General features: G+C 73.3%; 4 protein-coding genes. All 4 read right to left on the bottom strand.

The window, feature by feature from the left end:
• Positions 1-104: 104 nt before the first annotated feature.
• The 4 genes from ACF09C_RS02360 to ACF09C_RS02375 all read right to left on the bottom strand — a co-directional run bounded on the left by ACF09C_RS02360 (position 105) and on the right by ACF09C_RS02375 (position 17,298).
• Positions 105-317, bottom strand: a complete 213-nt coding sequence (locus ACF09C_RS02360; protein WP_392087703.1) for an MbtH family protein — start codon at positions 315-317, stop codon at positions 105-107.
• On the bottom strand, positions 314-14,605 hold the full coding sequence (locus ACF09C_RS02365) for an amino acid adenylation domain-containing protein (RefSeq protein ID WP_392087705.1): 14,292 nt from the start codon (positions 14,603-14,605) through the stop codon (positions 314-316). The genes ACF09C_RS02360 and ACF09C_RS02365 overlap by 4 nt, the downstream gene beginning before the upstream one ends.
• Before the next feature lie 92 nt (positions 14,606-14,697).
• Positions 14,698-15,744 carry an iron-siderophore ABC transporter substrate-binding protein gene (locus ACF09C_RS02370; RefSeq protein WP_392087708.1) on the bottom strand — a complete coding sequence of 349 codons (1,047 nt, stop codon included), beginning with the start codon at positions 15,742-15,744 and terminating at the stop codon, positions 14,698-14,700.
• A gap of 201 nt (positions 15,745-15,945) precedes the next feature.
• Complete coding sequence (locus tag ACF09C_RS02375) at positions 15,946-17,298, bottom strand: lysine N(6)-hydroxylase/L-ornithine N(5)-oxygenase family protein (protein ID WP_392087710.1); 1,353 nt, start codon at positions 17,296-17,298, stop codon at positions 15,946-15,948.
• Position 17,299: the final 1 nt, after the last annotated feature.

Raw genomic sequence — 17,299 nt, forward strand, 5'->3', positions numbered from 1 at the left:
CATTGGCCCTGATCGGGATTCTGATCCTCCTCGGAGTACCTCGAAGCCGCCGCCCGTGGAGATCTGCTCCACCGGCGGCGGCCTCGGTTCGTCCCGAGGGGCCGTCAGGCCTGCTGGGCCGTGGTCAGGGAGGCCGGGCGGAGGTCCGTCCAGTGTTCCTCCACGTACGCCAGGCAGGCGTCGCGGGTGGCCTCGCCGAAGGCGGTGCGCCAGCCGGCGGGGACCTCGGCGAACGAGGGCCAGATCGAGTGCTGGTTCTCGTCGTTGACCAGGACCAGGAAGGTGCCCTGCGGGTCCTCGAACGGGTTGGTGCTCATGCGTTGTCACTCCTTGTGGACATGGCGGTGAACAGTTCCGAGAGCGGCTGTTCCGGGTCGGCGGCCACGGTGCGCAGCAGCCTCTGCAGTTCGTCGGCGAGCTTCCGCGCCTTGGCGGTGCCGATCAGGTCGGTGGCGTGGATCAGGCCGCAGTGGACCGGACCGTCGCCCTGCGGTTCGTAGAAGCTGAGAGTCAGGTCGGCCCGGGTCGAGCCGGTCGGTACGGCGTCGAGGGAGCCGATGCCGCCCTCCAGGCGCTCCAGGTCCGCCTGCTCGTGGTGGATGACCATCACCTGCGGGCCCTTCGGCGGCAGTCCCGTCGCCCGGACGACCTCCTCGAACGGGACGTCCTGCCGGTCGAGGGCGCTGAGCGTGGTCTCCCGTACGCGGGCCAGCAGCTCCGCGAAGGTCGGGTCGCCGGTGGTGTCGGTGCGCAGGACCACCGTGTTGAAGAAGCAGCCCACCAGGTCCGTCAGTTGGTCGTCCGTGCGGCCCGCGACCATCGTGCCGATGGGCAGGTCCGTGCCCGCGCCATGGGCGGTGAGGACCCCGGCGAGGGCGGAGTGCAGCACCATGAACATGCTGGTGCCGGTCGCCCTGGCCAGCTCGTCCACGGCCGCGTGCAGTTCCTCGTCCAGGACGAAGCCGACGTGGTCGGCGCCGGACGCGTCCTCCCGGCGCGGGCCGTCCGCCGGGAGAGCGATCCTCGGCGGGATGCCGTCCAGCGTCGTACGCCAGTAGTCCAGTTGGCGGCCGCCCAGGCTCTCCGGGGACCGCAGGTCGCCCAGGACCTCGCGGGCCCAACGGGCGTAGTCCCGGTACGAGACGGGCAGCGGCCGCCACTGCGGCGCCCGGCCCTCCGTACGGGCCTGGTACGCCGACGTCAGGTCGCGGAAGAGGGGGACGACCGACCATTCGTCGACGACCAGGTATTGCATGGTCAGGAGCAGCGCCTGCTCCCCCGTACCGGCGGCCGTCAGGAGGTGGGCGCCCACCGGTACGTCCAGGTCGGCCCGGGGCGCGCCCGCGGCCAGTTCGGCGAGGCGGGCCTCCAGGTCGTCGGTCGTCTCGGTCCGCAGGGCCAGGGGCTTCGACGCGCGCTGGTGGAGCGTGCCGGCCTCCTCGCTGTACCGCGTGCGCAGCGGTTCGTGGCGCTCGGCCACGTCGGCGAGCGCGGCGGACAGCGCGGCGGCGTCCAGGCCACCGCCGGGCGCGCGCAGGACCAGCGCGTGGTCGAAGGCCGCGGAACGGCCGCGACCGTGGTGGGCGTCCCACTGCCAGCGCTGTACCGGAGCGGCCTCGGCGGGCAGTTCGGGGCGGCCCGCCTCCCGCCGCAGCGCCGGGCGGGCCGTCGCCGCGCCCTTGAGCTTGCCCTCGATCCCGGCGACGGTCAGCGCGTCGAAGACGTCGCGGATGCTCAGCTCCACGCCGAACTCGGTGCGGATCCGGCCGAGGAGCCGCATCGAGGCCATGGAGTGGCCGCCGAGCGCGAAGAAGTTGTCGTGGACGCCGACCTTCTCCAGCTTGAGGATCTCGCAGAAGAGTTCGGCGAGGTGGGCCTGCGTGGCGTTGGCGGGCTTCGCGTCGCCGGTCATCGCCGCCCAGTCCGGTACGGGCAGCGCCTTGCGGTCCAGCTTGCCGTTGGGGGTCAGCGGCAGCGGACCGTCGAGCGCGATGACGAGCGCCGGGACCATGTACTCGGGCAGCTGCCCGGCCACGTGGGCGCGCAGCTCCTGGGGGTCCACCTCCCCGGTCTCGGGGACCGCGTAGCCGACCAGGCGGACGATGTCGCCGTCGCGGTCGGGCACCACGGCGGCCTGGGCCACCGACGGGTGCCCGGCGAGCGCGGCCTCGATCTCGCCGAGCTCGATGCGGAAGCCGCGGACCTTCACCTGGGTGTCGACGCGCCCGAGGAAGTCGAGGTTGCCGTCCGCGCGCCAGCGGGCGCGGTCACCGGTGCGGTACATCCGGCCGCCGGCCGGGCCGTACGGGTCGGCGACGAACCGCTCGGAGGTGAGCGGCGCCTTGCCGAGGTAGCCGCGGGCGAGGCCGCGACCTGCCACGTACAGCTCGCCGACGACGCCCGGCGGGACGGGCCGCAGGTGGTCGTCGAGGACGTAAGCGCGGGTGTTGGGGTCCGGTCGGCCGATCGGCACTCGGCCGGACGGGCGGCCGCCGTGCTCGCGCGAGGCCCACAGCGTGGAGTTGACCGTCGCCTCGGTGAGCCCGTAGGCGCAGATCAGGTGGGCCGTGGCGCCGAACCGCTCGAAGACGTCCGGCGGCACCGTCTCCGTACCGACGAGCACGGTCGAGCCCTCGGGCAGGGCGCAGCCGGGCGGCAGGGCGGAGACGAGCGACGGCGGCAGGATCATGTGGCTGATCGCCTGCTCGGCCAGGAAGTCGGTGAGCGCCGGGCCCGCGACCCGTGCCTCGTCGGTGATGAGGACGAGACGGCCGCCGTGGCAGAGCGCCATCGACAGCTCGAAGGCGAAGACGTCGAAGCCGATCGAGGCGAACTGCAGGACGTGGCTGTCGTGTTCCAGGCCCATGCGGTCGACGGCCGTGGCGACGAGGCTGGCGATGCCCTCGTGCGGGACGAGGACGCCCTTGGGCCGGCCGGTCGAGCCGGAGGTGTAGATGACGTACGCGGCCTGGTCGAGCAGGACCGGCGCGGTCGCGACCGGGGTCTCCGGCCGGGCCGCGAGGTCGGTGGCGACCGCCGGTTCGTCGAGCAGCACCAGCGGTACGCCCGCCACCTGCGGGATCTTGCCCGCGACCGGCTCGGTGCCGACGACGAGCGCGGCGTGCGAGTCCTCGATCATGTAGGTGAGCCGGTCGGCCGGGTGGACCGGGTCGAGCGGCAGGAACGCGGCGCCCAGCTTCAGCGCGGCGAGCACGGTGGCGACCATGTCGACCGAGCGGGGCACGGCCACGCCGACCACGCTCTCGGCTCCGACGCCGCGCGCGGCGAGCAGGTGCGCGAGCCGGTTGGCGCGGGCGTCGAGCTCCGCGTAGGTGACGGTCAGGTCGCGGTCGACGACGGCGACCGCGTCGGGGCGCTCGGCGAGGCGCGCCGCGAAGAGGGCCGGGAACGTCTCCTCGTCCACCTCGCGGGCGGTGCCGTTGAAGCCCTCGAGGACCAGGTGCCGTTCGTCGCCCGCCAGGATCTCGGCGCGCGACACGGGCGCCTCCGGTGCGGCGACCAGGGCCGCGACGAGCGCGGTGAGGCGCGCGCCGAGGCGCTCGACGGTCTCGTGGTCGAACAGCTCGGTGGCGAACTCCAGGCGGCAGGCCAGGGAGCCGGTGGAGCCGTCGGCCGGCGTGTGCTCGGTGAAGCTGAACACCAGGTCGAACTTGGCGGAGCGGATGCGGAAGGGCACGAAGTCGGCGCTCAGGCCGGGCAGTTCGAAGCCGCCGCCGGTGCGGGCGTGGTAGCCGACCATCACCTGGAACAGCGGGTTCCGGGAGAGCGAGCGGGTCGGGTTGAGCTTCTCCACGACCGACTCGAAGGGCACGTCGGCGTGCGAGAAGGCGGCGAGGTCGGTCTCCCGGACCCGGCCGAGCAGCTCGGTGAAGGACGGGTCGCCGCTCAGGTCGGTACGGAGCACGAGCGTGTTGACGAAGAAGCCGACCAGGTCGTCGAGGGCTTCGTCGCCGCGCCCCGCGATGGGCGAGCCGAGCGGGATGTCCGTGCCGGCGCCCATCCGGTGCAGGAGGGCGGCGACGGCGGCGTGGACGACCATGAACATGCTGGCGCCGGTCTCCCGGGCGAGCCGCTTCAGGCCCTCGTGGACGTCGGTGTCGAAGGCGAGGTCCAGTTCGGCGCCGGTGAAGGCCGGACGGGCGGGCCGAGGACGGTCCGTGGGGAGTTCCAGCTCCTCGGGAGCGCCGTCCAGGGTGGTGTGCCAGTACTCCAGTTGGCGGGCGGCCAGGCTGTCGGCGTCCGCCGGGTCGCCGAGCAGGCGCTGCTGCCACAGGGCGTAGTCGGCGTACTGGACGGGCAGCGGCTCCCACTCGGGCGCCGCGCCGGCGAGGCGGGCCGCGTAGGCGGTGGCCAGGTCGCGCAGGAACGGGCGGTCGGACCACTCGTCGGTGGTGATGTGGTGGAGCAGCAGGACGACGACGTGGTCGTCCGGCGCGAGTCCGATCACCGTGGTGCGTACGGGCAGTTCGGCGGCGAGGTCGAAGGGCCGGTTGACGAGGGTCTCGACGAGGTCGGGGACCTGGTCCTCGGTGACGTCGTGGATCCGCTCCACCGGCGGCCGGGCCCGGTCGGCGGGCAGCACCTTCTGGAACGCCTGGCCGTCGCGCTGGACGAAGACCGTGCGGAGGGCTTCGTGGCGGGCGGTCACATCGCCGACCGCCCGCGCCCACGCGTCGGCGTCGAAGGCCCCGCGCAGCCGCATGACCAGCGGGAAGTTGTACGCGGCCGAGGTGCACTCGATCTGCTGGATGACCCAGAGCCGCTGCTGGGCGTGGGAGAGCGGGAGTTCGTCGGGGCGCTCCCCCGCGGTCAGGGCCGGGCGTGCGGCGCCGCCGGCGCTGTCCGCGCGCTCGACGAGCTCGGCGACGGTGGGCGCCTCGAACAGGTCGCGGATGGCGAGTTCGGCGTCGAGGGCGGTGCGGGCGCGGCTGACGAGCCGGGTCGCGAGCAGCGAGTGGCCACCCAGGTCGAAGAAGTCGCTGTCGATGCCGACGCTGCCCTCGGGCAGGCCGAGGACCTCGGCGAAGAGGGCGCAGAGCGTCTCCTCGCGCGGGGTGCGGGGGGCGCGGCTGGTGCCGCTGCCCGCGAAGTCCGGTGCGGGCAGGGCCCGTACGTCGAGCTTGCCGTTGACGGTCAGCGGCAGTGTCTGCACCGGGACGAGCGCGGAGGGGACCATGTAGTCGGGCAGCCCGGCCTTCAGGTGGTCGCGGAGCCGCCCGATCAGCTCCTCCCCCGGCTCGGTGCCGGCCTCGGGTGCGAAGTAGCCGACGAGCCGCTTGGTGCCGGTGCTCTCGTTGACGACGACGGCGGCGTGCGCGATCTCGGGGTGCGAGGAGAGCGCGGTGGAGATCTCGCCGAGCTCGATGCGGTAGCCGCGGATCTTGACCTGGTCGTCGGTGCGGCCCAGGAAGTCGAGGAGGCCGTCGTACCGCTCCCGGACGAGGTCGCCGGTCCGGTACATCCGTTCGCCGGGCTCGCCGAAGGGGTCGGCGACGAACCGTTCGGCGGTCAGTCCCGGGCGGTCGTGGTAGCCGCGGGCGAGGCCCGTGCCGGCGATGTACAGCTCGCCGGGGCAGCCCGGCGGGACCGGGCGCAGCATGGCGTCCAGGACGTAGGCGCGGGTGTTGCGGATGGGCCGGCCGACGGTGGGGGTGCGGCTGTCGGTGGTCGAGCCGCCGAGGGTGTTGATGGTGTACTCGGTCGGCCCGTACAGGTTGTAGCCGTACGTGTCCGGGGTGCGGGCGAGGGTCGTCCAGACCGTGTCGGAGACGGCCTCGCCGCCGAGCAGGACGAGCGCGGGCCGGTGGTGCCCGGGGCCGGACTCCTCGCCGCGGAGCAGGCCCTCCTCGATGAGCAGCTGGGCGTACGTGGGCGTCACGTTGACGACGTCGATCCGGTGCTCGTCGCAGTAGGCGACCAGCGCCTCGGCGTCGCGGCGCAGCTCCTCGTCGCAGACGTGCACCTCATGGCCCTCGACGAGCCAGAGCAGCTCCTCCCACGACATGTCGAAGGCGAAGGAGACGGTGTGGGCGATGCGCAGGCGCCGCCCGCCGGCCGAGGCGATGGCCGGGTCGAAGATCTCCTTCTGGTGGTTGAGCTGCATGTTCGTCAGACCCCGGTAGGGGGTGACGACGCCCTTGGGCCTGCCGGTGGAGCCGGAGGTGTAGATGATGTACGCGGGGTGTTCGAGCCGGTCCGCGACGTCGTGGGCGAACGAGGGCCGCTCGGCGTCGGTGATCTCCCCGCCGGGGAGGGCGGCAAGCTCGGCGGCGACGGCCGCGTCGTCCAGGAGGAGTTCGGGCACCGCGGGCCCACCCGCGCTTGCGCCGGGTGCCCGCAGGGTCGGGGCGACGGCCTCGGTGGAGACCACGCAGAGCGGTCCGGTGTCCTCGATCATGAGGCGCAGCCGGTCGGCCGGGTGGTCCAGGTCGAGGGGCAGGTAGGCGGCGCCGGTGCGCAGGACGGCGAAGAGGGCCGCGACCATGTCGATGGACCGGGGCAGCGCGAGCGCGACGGCCTTCTCCGGCCCGGCGCCCCGGGCGAGGAGCAGCCGGGCGATCCGGTTGATGTGGGCGTCGAGTTCGGCGTAGGTGAGGGAGCGCTCGCCGAAGACGAGGGCCACCGCGTGCGGGGTGCGGGCGACCTGGGCCGTCAGCATGTCGGCGATGGTCTCGTTCGGGACGGCCTCCCGGCTGCCGGCCCACTCGGTGGTCAGCGCGGCGCGCTCGGCCGGCAGCAGCAGGTCCACGGCGACCGTGCGGGCGGTGGCCGCGTCGGGAGCGGCGAGCAGCTCTCCGATGCGCTCCAGGACGGTCGTGAACCGGCCGAGGACGGTGGCGGACGCCTCCGCGTCGAAGAGGTCGGGCCGAGCGGCGAGGGTGACCCGGAGCCGGGTCTCGGGGGTGACGATCAGGGTGAGCGGGAAGTGGGTGCCGTCGACGTTCGACACGTCGGTGATGCCGTGGCGCTGCCGGAGCGCGGCGACCCGGTCCTCGCCGTCGGCGGAGCGGAGCACGAAGAGGGTGTCGAAGAGGCGGCGGTGTCCGGTCTCCTGCTGGAGGGTGCCGAGGCCGACGTACTCGTACGGCATGACGGCGGCGCGCTCCGACTGCATGCGGCGCAGCAGGTCGAGCAGCGGCTCGTCCGGGGCGAAGGCGACCCGGGCCGGGATGGTGTTGAGGAACATGCCGATGATGCCGGCGACCTCGGGCACGTCCGCGGGCCGGCCTGCGACCGCCGTGCCGAAGGCGACGTCCGAGCGGCCGGTGGTCGCCGAGAGGACCAGGCCCCAGGCGGCGTTGAGGACCGTGTTGAGGGTGAGGCCGTGCTGCCGCGCGGCCGCGCGGAGCCGGTCGCTGGCCTCCCGGGTCAGGACGGCGTCGTGGTCGGCCGGGAGGACGGGGCCCGCGTCGCGGCCCGTGGGGGCGACCAGGGTCGGTTCGTCGAAGCCCGCGAGGGCGTCGCGCCAGGCGCCGAGGGCTCGTGCGGTGTCCTGCTGGTCCAGCCAGGCCAGGTAGTCGCGGTAGGAGCCGGGGGTGGGCAGTCCGGTGGCGTCGCCCGACCGCTCGTACAGCCCGAACAGCTCCTCCAGGAAGAGCCAGGCGGACCAGCCGTCCCAGAGGACGAGGTGGTGGGTGACGACGAGTCGGTCGCGGCCGTCGCCGAGCCGGATGAGGTGGAGCCGGCAGAGCGGCGGCGCCGACAGGTCGAAGCGCTGCCGGCGGTCGGCGGCGAGCAGCTCCTCCATCCGGGCGTTCCGCTCCTGGGCCGAGAGCCTGGTCAGGTCGGTCAGCGTCAGCGGGATCTCGGCGCCGTCGGCGATGAACTGCACGGGCCTGGGCAGGCCGTCGCTGGTGAATCCGGCGCGCAGGCTCGCGTTGCGCTCCAGGAGCGCCCGGCAGGCGGCGCGCAGCCGGTCGACGTCCAGGGTCGTGTCGAGGTCCAGGGTCTCCTGGGAGAGGTAGACGTCGAGGGCGTCCCCGGTGTCGTAGGTGGCGTGGAAGTACATGCCCTCCTGGAGCGGGGAGAGCGGCCAGATGTCGGCGACCGGGTGGCCGGAGACGGCCTCGACGCGGGCGGTCTCCTCCTCGGTCAGTTCGAGGCCGCCGAGCGGCGCGGGGGCCTCGGGTTCCGCCGGGGCACCGGCGCCCGCGGTCAGCTGGTCGAGCAGCGCCTGCAGGGCGGGGTCGACGGCGGCGCCGGACTGGGCCTGGGCGGCGAGCATCGCCTGCAGGGCGGCGGCGGCCTGCCCCGCGTCGGCCGCGGACACGGTGACCGCGGCGGGCGCCTCGGGGGCGGTCTCTGCGGCGGGCTCGTCCGGCACCTGGGCGGCCGTCGCGGCGAGCGCGGCGGGCGTACGGTGCTCGAACACATCGCGCGGGCTGATGGTCAGTCCCCTTTCACGGGCCCGGGTGGCGACGGAGATGGAGCTGAGGCTGTCGCCGCCGAGCATGAAGAAGTCGTCGTCGGCACCGATCCCCGGAAGACCGAGGACATCGGTGAAGATCTCGCACAGCGCGCGCTCCCGCTCGTCGCGGGGCGCGCGTCCGCCGGCCCGGGGCGCGACGGACGGCGAGGGCAGGGCGTTCTGGTCGAGCTTGCCGCTGGGCGAGAGCGGCAGCGCGTCGAGGATGGTGACGGCGCTCGGGACCGTGGCCGCGGGCAGCGCCCCGGCGAGCGCGGTCAGGAGCGCCTCGCCGTCGGGGGCGGCGCCGGGGGCCGGCACCGCGTAGCCGAGGAGGGCACCGTCGCGGACGATCACGGCGGCCCGGGCGACGCCCGGCAGGGCGGCCAACTCCGCCTCGATCTCGCCCAGTTCGATCCGGTTGCCGCGCACCTTGACCTGGCGGTCGGTCCGGCCGAGGTACTCGACGGCGCCGTCGGCGCGCCGGCTGACCAGGTCGCCGGTGCGGTACATCCGGGCGCCGGGCTCGCCGAACGGGTCGGCGACGAACCGCTCGGCGGTCAGGCCGTGCCGGTCGTGGTAGCCACGGGCCAGCTGGACGCCCGCGAGGTACAGCTCGCCCGGCACACCGTCGGGGACGGGGCGCAGGAAGGCGTCGAGGACGTACAGGCGGGTGTTCCAGACGGGCCGGCCGATCGGTACGGCGAGTTCGGTACCGCCCTCGAACGGGAAGTAGGTGACGTCGACGGCCGCTTCGGTGGGGCCGTAGAGGTTGTGCAGCGGCACGGGACCCGCGTCGCCGCGCCGCGCGGTCAGCTCGGACCAGCGGCGGGCGTCAGGTCCTGTGAGGGCCTCGCCGCTGCAGAACACCCGGCGCAGGCTCGCGGCCCACTCCGCGGCGCCGGGCTCGGCCGTCTCCATGACCTGCACGTAGGCGGCCAGCATGGAGGGGACGAAGTGCAGGGTGGTGATCCGTTCGGTACGGATCAGTTCGGCGAGGTACGCCGGGTCGCGGTGGCCGTCGGGGCGGGCGAGGACGACGGTGGCGCCCTCGGTCAGGGCCCAGAAGAACTCCCAGACGGAGACGTCGAAGCTGGACGGGGTCTTCTGGAGCACCCGGTCGTCGCCGTCGAGCCGGTAGGCGTCCTGCATCCAGGCGAGGCGGTTGACGATCGCCCGGTGGGTGACCGCGACGCCCTTGGGGCGGCCGGTGGAGCCGGAGGTGTAGATCAGGTACGCGGGGTGGTCCGACCGGGCGTGGACGGCCTCGGTGTCGGGGACCTCCTCGGCCGGCCCGTCGACCAGGACGTGTTCCAGGTCCGGGGCGGCGGGCAGCCGGCCGGCCGCGTCGGCGGTGGTGAGGACCGTACGGGCGCCGGAGTCGGCGAGCATGAACGCGACCCGGTCGGCGGGGTAGTCGAGGTCGACGGGCAGGTAGGCGGCGCCCGCCCTGTGCACGGCGAGCAGCGCGACCATCAGCTCGGCCGAGCGGGGCACGGCGACGGCGACGAACCGCTCGGGGCCCGCGCCGCGCGCCCGCAGCCGCCGGGCCAGGGTCTCGGCGCGCCGGTCGAGTTCGGCGTACGTGAGGGTGGCGCCCTCGAAGACGACGGCCGGGGCGTCGGGCGTCCTGGCCGCCTGGGCGGCGAAGAGGGAGGCGAGGGTGGCGTCCTCGTCCGGCAGCGGGTGCGCGGTGGCGTTGAGCGCGGTCAGGCGTTCGGTCTCGCGCTCGGAGAGCAGCCCGACCCGGGCGACCGGGCGGGCGGGGTCGGCCAGCAGGGTCCGCAGGAGCGCCTCGAAGCGGTGGGCGACCACGGCCACGGAGAGCTGGTCGAGCCGGGCCGCGTCGTACTTGAAGCGCAGCGCGAGCCCGTCGCCGCCCTGCTCGACGATGAGCGCGAGCGGGTAGTGGACGGCGTCGAGGACCTCGGCGCCGGTGAGGCGGAGGGCCCCCGGCTCGGTGTCGGTGGACAGATCGCCGGTCGGGTAGTTCTCGAACACCACCAGGGTGTCGAAGAGTTCGCCGCCACCGCCACTGCCACTGCCGCCGCCCGCGATCCGCTGGATCTCGGCGAGGCCGAGGTGCTGGTGGTCCAGCAGGCCCGCGTGCTCGTCCTGGACGCGCAGCAGCAGCTCGGCGAGCGACTCGTCGGCGCGCAGGGTGACCCGGGCGGGCACGGTGTTGATGAACAGGCCGACGGCCGCGTCCAGGCCCTCGACCTCGGTGGTGCGGCCGGAGACGGTGGTGCCGAAGACGACGTCCTGGCTGCCGGTGAGACCGCCGAGGAGGAGCGCCCAGGTCCCGTTGACGACGGTCGACAGGGTCAGTCCGTGGCTGCGGGCGCGGTCGGTGAGTTCGGCGGTGAGCGATTCGGGGAGCCGGACGTCGACGTGCTCGGGCAGCGCGGCGGGCGCGCCGTCGTGGGCGCCCGTGGCGAGCGTGGGCAGCCGGGTCGGGCCGTCGAGGCCGGCCAGGGCGTGCCGCCACGCCTCGCGGGCGGCGTCGAGGTCGCGGCTCGCCAGCCAGGTCAGGTAGGGCTCGGGCGCGGGCGGCTCGGGCAGGGCATCGCACGTGTAGGCGGCGGTGAGTTCGCGCAGCAGGACGGAGACCGACCAGCCGTCGGCGATGATGTGGTGCAGGGTGAGCAGCAGCCGGTGGCGCTGCCCGTCCCGGATCAGGGTGGCCCGCATCAGCGGCGGCGCGGCGAGATCGAAGCCCTCGGCACGGTCCTGGCGCAGCACCTCCGCGAGCGGGGTGTGCGCGGTGTCGGCCTCGTTCCAGGGCAGTTCGGCGCGGTCGGCGAGGCGCTGGACGACCTGGCCGCCGGGGAGCTGGCGGAAGGCGGCGCGCAGCAGCGGGTGCCGGTCGAGGAGGAGCTGGAGCGCGTCCCGGAGCCGTGCCGGGTCGACGGTGCCGCCGAGGTCGAGGAGTTCCTGGACGACGTAGAGGTCGGCGGCGTCGCGGTCGAACTCCGCGTGGAAGAAGAAACCTTCCTGGAGCGGGGAGACCGGCAGCGCGTCCTCGTCGAGCACAACGGTACGGGGAGCGGCCGCGGGGGCGTCGGCCGCGTCGCCGGTCCGGGCGAGCGCCGACACCGTCCGCTGCCGGAAGACGTCGCGCGGGGTGATCGCGAGCCCTGCCTCGCGGGCGCGGTTGACCAGCTGGATGGCGACGATGCTGTCGCCACCGAGCTCGAAGAAGCTGTCGTGGACGCCGACCGACGGCAGCCGCAGCACGTCGGCGAAGAGCGCGGCGAGCGCGGTCTCGGCGGGCGTGGTGGGCGCGTCGCCGCCGGCCGTCACGGTCCACCGGGGCTCGGGAAGTGCCTTGGCGTCCAACTTGCCGTTGGGCGTCAGGGGCAGCGGTCCTTCGAGGCGTACGACGGCGGAGGGGACCATGTAGTCCGGCAGCGCCCCGGCGATCCGGGTGCGGGCGGCGGCGACGGCTGCCTCCGGGTCCGTGCCGGCCTCGGCGACCAGGTAGGCGACGAGGCGCTTGGCGCTCCGGTGGTCCTCGCGGACCAGGACGGCGGCCTGGGCGATGCCCTCGCAGGCCATGAAGGCGCTCTCCACCTCGCCGGGCTCGATGCGGTGGCCGCGGATCTTGATCTGGCCGTCGGAGCGGCCGAGGAACTCCAGGTTGCCGTCGGCGCCCCAGCGGACGCGGTCGCCGGTGCGGTACATCCGCGCGCCGGGCTCGTCGGCGTACGGGTCGGCGACGAAGCGCTCCGAGGTGAGGCCGGGGCGGCCGAGGTAGCCGCGGGCGAGGCCGCGACCGGCGACGTACAGCTCGCCCTCGGCGCCCACGGGAACGAGCCGGAGCGCGGAGTCGAGGACGTAGGCGCGGGTGTTGGGGTCGGGTTCGCCGATGGGCGCGGGACCGGGCCGGTCGGGCGTGGCGACCCAGAGCGTGGAGTTGACGGTGGCCTCGGTGAGGCCGTAGGCGACGACGACCTGGAGCCGCCCGTTCCAGCGGGCGATCAGCTCGCTGGGGACCGCTTCGGTGCCGACGATCAGGACGGCGCCGTCGGGCAGCTCGCACTCCTGCGGCAGGGCGGAGACGAGGGACGGCGGGAGGATCATGTGGGTGGCGCGGTGCCGGGCGATGTAGTCGGTGAGGGCGTGCCCCGCGACGCGGCGCTCGGTGGGCACGACGATGATCCGGCCGCCGACGCAGAGCGACATGATGAGATCCCAGACCGTCACGTCGAAGCCGACGGAGGCGAACTGGACGACCCGGCTCTCGGCGGTGATGCCGATGCGTTCGGTGGCGGTGGCGACGAGGCTGCCGACGCCGTCGTGGGAGACGACGACGCCCTTGGGCCGGCCGGTGGAGCCGGAGGTGTAGATGACGTACGCGGCCTGGTCGAGCGCGATCGCCACGTCCAGGTCGGCGCCGTCGAGAGCGGCGCATTCGGCGGCCACCGAGGGGTCGTCGAGCAGCAGGTGGGCGACGCCGGGGGCGTCCGGGAGCGCGGCGGACAGCTCGTGGGTGGTGAGGACCGTGCGGGCGCCCGCGTCGGCGAGCATGTAGGCGATCCGGTCCTGCGGGTGGTCGGCGTCCAGCGGCAGGTAGGCGGCGCCGGTCTTCATCACGGCCAGCAGGGAGACGACGAGTTCGGCGGAGCGCGGGACGGCGACGGCGACGACGTCCTCGGCGACGACGCCCCGGGCGAGCAGCAGCCGGGCAAGACGGTTGGCGCGCGCGTCGAGTTCGGCGTACGTCAGCTCGACGTCCTCGCAGACGAGGGCGGTGGCGTCGGGGGTGCGGCGGACCTGCCGCTCGAAGGCCTCGGGCCAGGTCAGCTCGGGCGACTCGCACGGGGCGACGCCGAACTCACCGAGGAGCAGGGAGCGTTCGGCGGAGGAGCTGAGCTCGAGGTGGCCGACCGGCCGGTCGAGGTCCTCGGTGAAGGCGCCGAGGAGGGCGAGGAGGCGGGTCTCGTGGCCCCGGAGGGTCTCCTCGTCGCAGACGGCCGCGTCGGCGTCGAGGTGGACGCGCAGGCCGCGCCCGCCGTCGCACTCGGCGAAGCTGACGGCCAGGTCGCTGACCGGGCCGAGCCAGACCGGTTCGAGTTCGGTCGCGTGGTCGCCGAAGCGGAGGTCCTCGGGGCGGGGCAGGACGTTGACGGTGGGGCCGACGAGTTCGTTGACGCCGTCGGCGAGGCCCAGCTCCCTGGCCAGGTCCTCGGCGCGGTAGCGCCCGTGGGCGACCGCTTCGCCGACCGTGTGCCGTACGGCGGTGAGGAGTTCGGTGCCGGTCGTGCCGGGGCGGACGGCCAGGCGGAGCGGCACGATGTTGGACACCATGCCGGGGATCTCGGCGGCGGCGGGGTCCTGGCGGGCGGCGATCGGCAGGCCGAGGACGAGGTCCTGCTCGCCGCTGACCCGGTGGAGGTAGGCGGCCACGGCCGCGACCAGGACGCGGGAGACGCGGGTGCCGGCGCGTTCGGCGGCGGCGTGGAGACGTCCGGTCAGACCGGTGGGCAGCTCCGAGGTGCGGCGCAGCCGCCGGGTCATGGGCAGCGGAGCGCGTTCGACGAGGCGGACGGGTTCGGCGCGGTGGGCCATCCGGTCCAACCAGTAGGCGCGGTCGTCCTGGTGGGCGGTGGAGGCGCGGTAGGCGCCATCGGCGTCGACGAGCCGGTCGAGCGCCCAGTCGCGGGGCGCGGGGGCGTCGTCGCCGGCGGTGTACAGCCGGCCGGCCCGGCGGGTGACAAGGGCGACGCCCATGCCGTCGGTGACGATGTGGTGGTAGCGCTGGTACCAGAGGACGTGGTCGTCGGCGAGGCGCAGCAGGGCGTGGCCGAAGAGGGTGTCCCGGGCGAGGTCGAGGGTGCGCTCGCGGTCGGCGGCCATCCAGGCCTCGGCCTCGCGCGCGGGGTCCTCGGCGCCGCGCAGGTCGACGACGGGCACGTCGTAGGGGGTGCGGTGGGCCGTCTGACGGGGTACGCCGTGCTCGGCCGTGACGCGCACGTGCAGGTTCTCGGCCTCGTCGACGGACTGGCGCACGGCGGCGGCGAGGCGGTCGAGGTCGACGTCCCCTCGCAGGTCCAGGGCGAACACGATGTTGTAGGCGGAGCTGTCCGGGTCGATCTGCTGGGCCAGCCAGATGCCGGACTGCCCGCCGGTGACGGGTGTTCCGGAAGCGGACGTCCGGTCCGACGCGACGTCAAACATCGTTCGAATGGGCCTTTCCCTGGTGGTACGTCAGTGAGGCCCGCCCGTCCGCGAGAGCTCGGCGGACGGGCGGGATGCCGGTGTGCCGGCGCTTACTTGATGGCCGCGATCAGCGGCTCGACCTCGTCGATGGCGTACGGGATCGACAGGACGGTGTTGAAGGAGAACGCCGCGCCGATGTCCGGGTCCTGGTAGGGCACGAACAGGTCGCGCTTCTCCTGGTTGACCTTGAGCTTCTTGTAGAGCGGCTCGGCCTTGATGCGCTCGTTGGCCTCGGTGCTGGAGGTGACCCAGACGAGGCGGTCGACGTCGAGCACGTTCAGCTTCTCGGCGCTCAGCTCGGCGACGTTCCAGCCCGGCTTGGCCAGGGTGTCGATCTCGGGCTTCAGCTTGAAGCCGAGCTCGTTGAAGAAGATCGCCTTCGGGTCGGTCTTGGTGAAGGCGGAGTACTTGCCGGCCTCGAAGCTGTCGGCGACGGCGATGGTCTTCGTGGCGAACTCGGGGTGCTTGTCACGGACGGCCTTGAAGCGGGCGTCGATGTCGGTGATCAGCTTCTCGGTCTCGGCGGTCTTGCCGAGGGACTTGCCGATCTGCCGCGTCATGACCTGCCAGGAGGCGCCGTAGTCGGGGAGGTCCTTGGGCTGCGCGACGACCTTGGTGAACTTGGAAAGCGTGTCGTACTGCTCCTTCTTCATGCCCGAGTACTGGGCGATCACCAGGTCGGGCTTGAGCGCCGCGATCTTCTCGATGTTGTACTCGTCGCGCTCGCCGACGATCTCCGGCTTCGTGGTCCCCCACTTGTCCTTCGCCCACGGCCACTTGCCGTACGGGGTCTCCTTGAACCAGTCCACCGCTCCGACCGGCTTGATCCCGAGCGCCAGAACCGCGTCCTGGTCCGACAGGCCCAGGGTGACGACCTTCTTCGGCTCCGCCTCGATCGTCGTGCTGCCGTACTTGTGCTCCACGGTCACCGGGAAGGCGGTGGACGCGGAGGGCTTCGCCTCGCCCGAGGGCTTGGCCTCCGTCTTCTCGCTCCCGCCCCCACAGGCGGACAGCGCGAGCGCGGCGACGGTGGCGACGGCCACCCTGGGGACGTATCTGACGAAGCGCGTCAGAGCGGGGCGCGTACCAGTGGACACGGATGTTCCTTTCACGGGGATGACACAGTGCGTGCCCGCCCGCCGCGTACGACGACGCGAGGCGGCGGGTGGAGCGAGTGGGGGCTTGGGTGGGGGGCCGTCCGGCCGTGGAAGGGCCTTGGGGAGGAGGGGCCCTTCCACGGCCGCGCGGGACGGACCCGCCGGCCGGCCGACTGACGGCGCGTCAGCAGCCTGGTGGGGTCAGCGGACCGAGCCGATGCCGTCGGCGACCTGGTGGGCGACGCCAGGCGCGGGCTCCGGCTTCCGACCCAGGATCGAGTCGAGGATCTCGCCGACCCGGATCGCGGTGTTGGAGAGCAGCGACGACGTGATGCCGTGGGTGTGCTCGGTGCCGCCCTGCAGGTAGATGCCGCAGTGCAGTTCGGGGTCGGTCGCGATCCGGTAGTCCCGCTCGACCCGGACCCGGCCCTGCGCGTCGCGGTGGCAGCGCTCGGCGACGTCGCCGAGCAGTCCGAGCGGCTCGGCCTGGCTGTAACCGGTGGCGAGGACGACCACGTCGGCGTCGAGGACGTTCTCCTCGCCGGTGACGAGGGAGGTGACGGTGGCCCTGACGGTGTCTCCGGCGTCCTCGACGCCCGTCAGCCGGGAGATGTTGAGGAAGCGCAGCCGTTCGTTGCCGAGCACCTTCTCCTGGTACGCCTGCCGGTACAGGTCGTCGATCAGATCGATGTCCACGACCGAGTAGTTGGTGTTCCCGTGATAGTCCATCAGCCGGCGCTTGATGTCGTCGGGAGCCGTGTAGTACTCGTCGACGGCGGCCGGGTCGAAGATCCGGTTGGCGAAGCTGCTGTCGTCCGCGGGGCTGTATCCGTAGCGGGAGAAGACCGCGCAGATCTCGGCCTGCGGGAAGCGGCGGTGCAGGTAGGCCAGGTTCTCCGCGGCGCTCTGGCCGGCGCCGACGACGATGAAGCGCTGGGGGTCGGTGCCCTCCAGGCCGTCCACCTTGGCGAGCAGGTCGGAGTTGTGCCAGACGCGGTCGGTCCGCTCGACGCCCTCCGGCATCAGCGGGCGAAGTCCCGTACCGATGACGAGGTTTCGGGCCCGGTGGACCACGGTCTCGGTGCCGGAACGGGCGGTGACGTCGAGGTACTCCACCACGCCGTCGCGCACCACGGGCTCGACGGAGACGACCTCGTGGCCGTAGGAGACCATGTCGTCGACCTTGGCCGCGGCCCACTCGAAGTAGTCGTGGAACTCCACGCGGAGCGGGAAGAGGTTCTTGTGGTTGACGAAGTCGATCAGCCGGCCCTTGCTCTGCAGATAGCGCAGGAAGGTGTACTCGCTCGACGGGTTACGGAGCGTCACCAGGTCCTTGAGGAAGGAGACTTGCATGGTGGCGTCGTCGATGAGCATGCCGCGGTGCCAGCCGAAGCTCGCCTGACGCTCGAAGAAGTGAGCAGTGACCGCCTCCTGCCTGCCGACGCGAGCGTTGTGCTCGCTCAGCGCGATCGCCATGGCCACGTTGGACGGCCCGAAGCCGATACCTATGAGGTCATGAACCAGAGGTGTGTCGCCAGGAAGAACCTGTGACATG

The organism is Streptomyces sp. NPDC014870, assembly GCF_043081505.1.
Classification (GTDB): domain Bacteria; phylum Actinomycetota; class Actinomycetes; order Streptomycetales; family Streptomycetaceae; genus Streptomyces.

Bases quoted from the DNA above. Each gene is read 5' to 3' on its own strand.
- ACF09C_RS02360 (WP_392087703.1), bottom strand. From the start codon at position 317: ATGAGCACCAACCCGTTCGAGGACCCGCAGGGCACCTTCCTGGTCCTG.
- ACF09C_RS02365 (WP_392087705.1), bottom strand. From the start codon at position 14,605: ATGTTTGACGTCGCGTCGGACCGGACGTCCGCTTCCGGAACACCCGTC.
- ACF09C_RS02375 (WP_392087710.1), bottom strand. From the start codon at position 17,298: ATGTCACAGGTTCTTCCTGGCGACACACCTCTGGTTCATGACCTCATA.